The sequence below is a fragment of the Sulfurimonas sp. genome, assembly GCF_027056685.1.
Taxonomy (GTDB): Bacteria; Campylobacterota; Campylobacteria; order Campylobacterales; family Sulfurimonadaceae; genus Sulfurimonas.
Window position 1 is genome coordinate 1 of record NZ_JALUKE010000205.1, and the last position, 7562, is coordinate 7562.

Sequence of the window (7562 nt, forward strand, 5' to 3'; positions counted from 1 at the left end):
ATAATGCACTACTTTTTTATAGGTATGGTTACACTTTTTGTTATAGCCCTGTTGGTCGTGGGTTTTGTGATGGATAAAGAGGATTTGGAGTAATTTTAATTTACATTTAGCTAATTTCTCGCTCAATCACCTTCTCTATAAGTTCACATAGCTCTTCTTCAACTTGTTTGGTATTTTCATCTTTGACTATACTGTTATGAAACGCAGCTATCTTTTTCTCTTCATCTTTTTGAAAACTCCACTCTGTACCAAAATGCCAAGAGTCTGGATTTTTTGGTATTACTATAGCTTCTCTGTTTGCATGACCGTGTTTTATAAGACGGTAGAGATGTTCAATGGAACGCTTGAGTAAAATAAATGTAGCATTGTAGTTTTTTGCATCCATTTTATGGATGATTTTATGATTTGAAATAATATACGAACCAAATTTCTCGCCTATGGCATAGGCTGCTTTTGCCCCTATCAATCCCCCAACAGTTGCAGCAACAGCAGTAGAAATACCACCATCAAGAAGAGCTATGGGAGCGACTGCCGCGCCACTTCCTATGGCTCCTACACTAGCGCCAATGAGAGCTAAACGATTTTTTGTAAGTCCTAAGTTTACACTCTGTTTTGCATCTATCTCGGCACGCTCATCTAGCACTTTTATTTGGTAATAACCCCATATTTGCTCTATTTTTGTTTTACTATTTTTCTCTATTGCATAAATGCCGTTTTGGTACTTTTTCAGTGCTCTCTCTTTAAGCGTTTCATCTGCATCTTTTTCTTTGAACTTAACAACAGACTCAAACTGTAAAATCTCCACTATCATTGCTGCAATCTCTTTGGCACTCAAACTCTTTTTCTCTTGGTAATGTACTTTATGCAGGTGTAAAAGTTGGTCTAAAAACTGTTTTTGCTGGAGTGTTGCATCAACGGTATAGAGATTTTTATATATTGTATCGATGTTCTCATAACTACTGTTAAGTGGATTTATAGGGTGAGTATTTGTCAGTTTATACCTAGAGAGTGCCTCTTTCCACTCTTGTGTGTAGTCCTGCTCTTGAATTTTGTTTAGCAGTATTAAGACTGGTTTTTTCAAAAAGTGAAGTATCTCAAACTCATAGCCTATGACATTTTGATTGTAGTGTTGTGAAACATCTATGACAAATACTATGAAATCACTCGCAAGCACGGCACGGATAATTTCAATATCTTTTTGCATTCTTGCATCTTCGCTGTATTGTGATACAAAGGCATCGAGTACCCCATGTCCAAAGTATTCACTCTCGTGCGCTTTTATAAAAGAGACAATCTTTTTCGCCTGTTCAAACCCTGGTGTATCAAAAAAGTTACACACCACTTTTTGTTTATAGTAGTAGCTATACTGTAGTGCTTTTGTTGTAGTTCCGACACTTTTAGAGACTTCAATACGGTCATCAAAAGTAAGCGCTGAAATCATGCTGCTTTTGCCGTTGTTTGGTTTGCCTATAAAAGCAAAAGTAGGTGCGTTACTTTTCATTGTATAACCTTATCCTATAGTCGCCTATAGTCTCATTTATCTGTTTTTGCCACTCTTCATAGAGGTAATCTCCCTTGTAGGCTTTTTGTAAAACGCCATCTTTTTCAACCAAAGGTATTACCCATATTTGTCGTACTCTATCTGTTTCCAATATTGTAAGCATATCACCTTTAAAAGTATTGTCTGGAATTGTTTGTGCAGAAGCTACAACAATGACAAGATTTTGTAACTCTTTAAGTGTTTTACTGTCTTCTTGCTCTTGTGCATACAGAGCAAAACTATAATACGCTGCGTTTAGGTTAGCTACATCACTATCATTTTGCAACTCTAAAATATCTACAACTTTTTCATCTAGCTCAAACTGATAAAAAAGCAGGTCATATTGTGAGCGGTCTATATTTTGCGATTTGCCTTTTTGTATCTTAAAATTTTCTGTAGTTTTCTTTTCATTATTTGAAATCTCTATTGCAACGCTTTGAGAAAACTTTTGTAAAAGAGGTTGTGCTTTTTGTAGTAGTGCCTGTTTTATGGCTTTTTGAAGATTTCTTTTTGCTAAAAACCATATAAAACTTTTTAATAGTAAAAGAATAACTATACTCAGAGTAATGGCAATGGCAAAAAAATGTTGTGGTAAAACTGCATGTCCAGCACTATCTGCAGTGCCAAACCACATTTTAATAGGGTCTAAAAAAGCATAGCTACTCTCACTGTAAAATTCTATGGAGTATGCCCAAAAGATAAAAATAGTGCTTAAGAGAATGCTAAAAGTATAAACAATGCCCATTTCAACGAGCAAAAGTGTAGTGAATGTTTTTAAGACATGGGTGTCTCGTTTGTCATATTCAGGGTACTTTTTTGCAAAAAAAGCTACTAAAGAACTCTCCTCTTTGTTTGGAAATTTGTAAAAGAGTGTCTGCCATGCAACATAAAGCAGATAGACAAAAGGAACGACAAGCCCAAAAATAAGGTAAATTTTAATGTTTACACTTTTTTGTATGCTTACAAAAGAAAAAACCATAATAGCAATAAAAACAAGCCAAAGTATAATAGTTCTGGTATGTCTGAAAAACTCATAAAGTGTAGAGTCTCTATCTTCGTCCTCTGCATATTTTTTATAAAGTTCAGATATATTTTTTAGAGGGTCATTGTAGGGTAGTTTTACATTTAATGTATTAGCGTCTCGTTGCTCAAAGCGTGCAAGAAATTTTGAAATGCAAAAGTAGTCTTTAAAATTCAGTCTATACATATTTTAATTATACAATAATTTTTTGCCTAAAAAATAAACATAATTTTCTTACAATCCCCATAAAAGAAGAGTATAATTTCATCACTAATATATGGAGATGAATTATATGCAAACACCTTTAGAGAGTTTTATAGACCACAAAGCTGAGACAAATATGCAGTGTGGCTCTTACTCTATCGACATTCCGCCACTGAAAGAGGGTGAGCAATACCGTTTTCACTTTGATGCCGTTGCCTGTGTAGGGTGTCGTTGTTGTGAGGTTGCTTGTAATGAACAAAACAACAACCCAGCAGACATAAAATGGCGTCGTGTAGGTGAGATGGAAGGTGGAGAATTTCCTGCGTTTACTCAGATGCTTAACTCTATGAGCTGTAATCACTGTATAGACCCTGAGTGTCTTCGTGGTTGTCCTACTGAGTCTTATATTAAAATTGCCGAAACGGGTATTGTTGTGCATGATGATGATACTTGTATAGGGTGTCAGTATTGTACTTGGAACTGCCCTTATGGTGTACCTGTATTTCATGAAGAGCGTAAAATTGTCACAAAATGTCATATGTGTCATGAGAGACTTGATGAAGGTCAATCTCCTGCTTGTGTGCAAGCTTGTCCTGCTGGAGCTATTGAAATAGAGGTCGTAAATGTAGAAGAGTGGCTTAACCGTGACATAGATGAGCAAGCAAATATGCCATTTTTACCAGATGCACGCATTACAAACTCTACAACGCGTTATACACTGCCAGATAATCTTCCTGAGAATATGAAAGAGATGGATGAACACATCTTAAAACCTGCACATAAAGAGATACCACTTGTTTTTATGACGGTACTTACTCAAATTTCACTTGGTGGTTTTATGGCACTCTTTTTGGGTGATTTTATGAGTCTCTTTGGATTTGAGAGTACAAACTGGATAATGGCACTGCTTGTAATGCTTCCTGCCGCTCTTGGCTTACCACTCTCAGCCTTGCATCTTGGTCGTCCATTCTTGGCAATGACTGCGATGAAAAACATAAAAACTTCGTGGCTCTCTCGTGAGGCTCTGGCACTTGGAGTATTTACAGGACTAATGTCCCTTGTTGTTGCAATGTACGTTTTTAATTTTCCACATATACTGCGTTTACTTGTTGAGGTTATAACACTTGGAATCGGTATTTACGGAATTTATGCACAGAGTATGATTTATCGCATCAAAGCGAGACCATCTTGGAATAGAATTACGACAAACTTTAAGTTTTTTGGTGTTGCTTACATTGGTTTCTTTTTAGTTGCGTTTATAAGTAGTATATCAAGCATCCATGAGGCTATTATTCCCCTTACGACAATGGGAATGCTTGGTGGTGTAGCACAACTGTTCTTCTCTTATGAAGATATTAGAACACTTGACGCTAAAGAGAATGAGTACCAACTTCAACGCACAAAAAGATTGCTCAATGAAAACTTTGGAAATATTAAGAAAATTCGTTTTATAACTTTACTTATAGCGGGAATTGTCTTGCCTCTTTTAGCACTTGTATTTGTAAGTGCATCACTAAACGCAGCGGCATCATTTATGCTCTTTTTGGCACTTGTTACTGCGTTTGCAAGTGAAATAAGTGACAGATTTTTGTTTTTTACAACGGTAGTTCCTCTTGGAATGGCAGGGGGATTTTTTGTTGGGAAGCAGAGATAGAGTAAGAGAGTTTTTTATTGAAGCACCTTGTATTGAAAGTTCTTAGTTTTAGATATTTTTCTATTTTAGTCTTGAGTATTTGAGCATAAAAGTGGAAATTCAATACACGGTACATGAATGGTACATGAATGAAAGAAGTGTAACTGTTATCCATCCTTTTAAAAACAAGTGTTACAATTCTTGCAAATAAAATAGTAAAGGATAGAAAATGGTAACAGTTTTTACAAAATTTCCAGTAAAACAAGAGTTTAAAGAAGAGTACACTGCACACTTAAAAGAGGTAGTAAAAAAACACAATATTGAAGACCAAGCAGGTTGCAGTGCAATGAACTTGCTAGCACCACAATCAAACCCAATGACAGGTGAGAACAATACTTTTATCATCGAGACTGTATGGGAAGATATGAAAAGTTTTATGGCATATACACAAAGTGATGCGTTTAAAAAATCTCATGAAAATATGCCTCCTATGGATTGGTTTGCAGGTAGACCTTCTGTTGAAATTTACGAAAGTATAGATTAATCAATAGTTAGGAGTGTATTTTTACGCTCCTTTAAATTTACATGATACATAAATTTAAAAAATTCAGTAAAAATATTGGTCGTGGACTTAAGCAAGAGTACAAAGAGACTAAAGAGATCCCCAAACATATTAAAAACAGAGAGTATAAAAAAGCAGGTGAGCAGATAGGTGATATCGGAAAGATGACTTTTCTCTCAGCACTTTGGATTTTACCTGGTGGAGGTATTGTCAGCACTACGCTTGTAAAATTTTTTAAAAAACTTCGTCCAAGCTCTTTTGTACAAGAGAAAGAGGAAGATTAATTTATACTCTCTTTTAAACTCTCAAAAGCTTCTTTAACATCCTCTTTCGTAGTTTTATGTGTCAAATCCCTGTAGTAGCTGTAGATATTTTTATACCCTTTATATAAATCGAGTCGAATAAACCCTGATGGAAAATATGAGAGTGTTTTCCTCGCTGCATTTTGATTGGAGTTACAGACAATGCCACTTTTTTGGGAAATTTCAAGTCTATAGCTGCAGTTTTTATCAAAATTGTAGAGCTTATTCATTGTCGTTTCTAAAAATTTGTTTGGTGGAAAAATGACAAGACGCATACATTTGACATTATGCAAATCTTTTTCTGATTTTGTGATGGTTGCATCGTTGTCACTACAGCCACTAAACGCAGCGAGTAGCAAAAGAGTAAGTACAAATATTTTTTTCATCTATTACCTTTTAAAAAAGATTCTTAAAACTCCAAGTCCAAACAAGACAAGTGCAAAAGTTTTGAGTTCATTGTCATAGAGCAGGGTAAAAAAGGAGGCAATTATAAGTACAAAACCTCCAAGAAGTGGCTTGATGTAGCTTTTTATCTCTTTTGCTATCCAGTGAAGCTGGTCATCAGAGAGTTTTACCTCTACATCATCTTCTGCAATTTTTTGCACAGATGTTTGGATATTTTGCAGTACAAAAGGTGCATCTTTAACACTTTGGACAATGAGTTCACGAAAGCCATCTTTTGCACCGAGTGCTTTTGGAATGTTCTCTTGCAGGGTAGGGAGAATGTCTTTTATACCGTTGAAATTTTCTATATAAGTTGTGCCAAGTCCCTCAATGATGGCACTTACACGCAGAATGTAGATGGCATCAGATGGAAGTTTAAAGGGAAAATCTTTTGTCGTAGCTAGGACATCAAAAGCGAGTTGTTGCATTGATTCACTTGTGAGATTTTCATTTGAAAAGATGGCAAACATTTTGGCACTAAACTCTGCAAGTTCAGCTGTTGGTGCTTCGTAGGCTATTGTGCCAAGGCGTTTATTTGCACTGATGTAGAGTTCATAATTCTCTTCATTTGCTGCTTTTATGAGTTCAATAATGGCAATTCTTGTTTTGTTTGGCACTCGTTTGACCATTCCAAAGTCAAGTAATATCAGTTCACCTTCACGGGAGACGAGAAGATTTCCCGGGTGTGGATCTGCATGAAAGTAGCCTTGCAGGAGCATCTGATCTGTGTAAAAATTGACAAGTTTTTTTATGAGTGGTCGAAAATCTATGTCGTGTTTTAAAAGGTTCTCTTTGTCGTCAAATCGAAAACCCTCTTCAAAGCTCATTACAATGGCAGAATCACAGCAGTACATTTCATAAGGTTTAGGAAATTTTATGCCGCTCTCTTTGTAAACTTCTGAGAAACTTTTGAGATTGTGTAGTTCATTTTGAAAAGAGACCTCTTGAAGTATCATCTTTGAAAATTCACTAACGACGGCATCTATGGAGTTTTTTGTGTAGGTGCTAAAGAGCGGTTTGAAAAGATTGTTAAAAAAGTTGAGTATGTTTATATCTGCACTTACTTGCTCTTTGATGTTGTAACGGCGAAGTTTGACTGCAACTTTTATACCATCTTGCAAGTGAGCGATGTGAACTTGTCCAATGGATGCAGAGGCAATAGGCACTTCTTCAAAACTCTTAAAACAGCTGCGTTTAGCAAAGGCACCTTCATAAACTTTTGAAAATTCACTTTTGCTCATTGCGGGGAGTTGGTCATGCAGCTCCTTAAGTTCACAGAGATACTCTTGGCTAAAAAAGTCACTTCTTGTTGCTAAGACCTGAGCTAATTTAATAAAACTCGCACCAAGAAGAATAATAGTTGCGTTTAGCCTCTTTGGTTGGAGAGGTTTTAGCCCTAAAAAGCTCTCTTTTTTCTTTATAAGCAAGTAGAGCGTGAGAAGAAATAGAAAAACAGCCCAAACTCTCTTTGGATTGTAGTAGCTTACTTTTTGGATAATGCATCCTTTAGATCTGCAATATCCTCTTTTGTAGCAAGTCCAAGCTCATCTATAACTTCTTTGATGCTTTTTTTAAATATCTCTTTTATGCGTTTTTCTTCATCTTGACCCTTTGTAGAGAGCGAATCTAGTAGTGAAGTAGCATCATCCTTTTTGAGTTTTCCCTCATCTTCAAGTTTTTGAATCTCATTTTCAACTTTCTCTTTAAGTATAACACCCATTCCTAGACCAGTATATAACATATCTTTTAACATCATAAATCCTTCAAATATTTTTCATATTATATTCTAATAATAGTAAATTGTTTATTGCTTAATATATGAACAGATTTCAAACAATATAGAACCCATTTTATGC

8 protein-coding genes are annotated in these 7562 nt (G+C 35.6%); 3 read left to right on the forward strand and 5 right to left on the reverse strand.

Features of this window, described 5'->3' with window-relative positions:
- Window positions 1-106: 106 nt before the first annotated feature.
- Both MVY38_RS09090 and MVY38_RS09095 read right to left on the reverse strand, forming a co-directional pair.
- Entirely contained in the window at window positions 107-1501 is a 1395-nt protein-coding gene (locus MVY38_RS09090; protein WP_297485438.1) for a DUF3482 domain-containing protein, read from the reverse strand.
- The gene (locus MVY38_RS09095; protein ID WP_297485440.1) at window positions 1491-2747 is read right to left on the reverse strand and encodes a hypothetical protein; all 1257 of its coding nucleotides are present in this window, start codon (window positions 2745-2747) and stop codon (window positions 1491-1493) included. The genes MVY38_RS09090 and MVY38_RS09095 overlap by 11 nt, the downstream gene beginning before the upstream one ends.
- Before the next feature lie 106 nt (window positions 2748-2853).
- On the opposite strand from MVY38_RS09095, the gene MVY38_RS09100 reads away from it, so the two are divergent.
- The 3 genes from MVY38_RS09100 to MVY38_RS09110 all read left to right on the forward strand — a co-directional run bounded on the left by MVY38_RS09100 (window position 2854) and on the right by MVY38_RS09110 (window position 5244).
- Window positions 2854-4419: a DmsC/YnfH family molybdoenzyme membrane anchor subunit gene (locus MVY38_RS09100; RefSeq protein ID WP_297485442.1), complete on the forward strand. Its 1566-nt coding sequence runs from the start codon at window positions 2854-2856 to the stop codon at window positions 4417-4419.
- A 208-nt stretch (window positions 4420-4627) separates the two neighbouring features.
- Entirely contained in the window at window positions 4628-4942 is a 315-nt protein-coding gene (locus tag MVY38_RS09105; RefSeq protein WP_297485444.1) for an antibiotic biosynthesis monooxygenase family protein, read from the forward strand.
- Window positions 4943-4983: 41 nt separating this feature from the next.
- A complete protein-coding gene (locus MVY38_RS09110; RefSeq protein ID WP_297485446.1) occupies window positions 4984-5244 on the forward strand; it encodes a hypothetical protein in 261 nt (86 codons plus the stop codon).
- On the opposite strand, the gene MVY38_RS09115 is transcribed toward MVY38_RS09110, so the two are convergent.
- From MVY38_RS09115 to MVY38_RS09125, 3 genes are read right to left on the reverse strand one after another with little or no spacing between them, the layout of a single operon-like run.
- Complete coding sequence (locus MVY38_RS09115; protein ID WP_297485448.1) at window positions 5241-5648, reverse strand: hypothetical protein; 408 nt, start codon at window positions 5646-5648, stop codon at window positions 5241-5243. The genes MVY38_RS09110 and MVY38_RS09115 overlap by 4 nt on opposite strands.
- Before the next feature lie 3 nt (window positions 5649-5651).
- Entirely contained in the window at window positions 5652-7133 is a 1482-nt protein-coding gene (locus MVY38_RS09120) for an AarF/UbiB family protein (protein ID WP_297485450.1), read from the reverse strand.
- Between the two features lie 56 nt (window positions 7134-7189).
- Window positions 7190-7459 carry a hypothetical protein gene (locus MVY38_RS09125; RefSeq protein ID WP_297485452.1) on the reverse strand — a complete coding sequence of 90 codons (270 nt, stop codon included), beginning with the start codon at window positions 7457-7459 and terminating at the stop codon, window positions 7190-7192.
- Window positions 7460-7562: the final 103 nt, after the last annotated feature.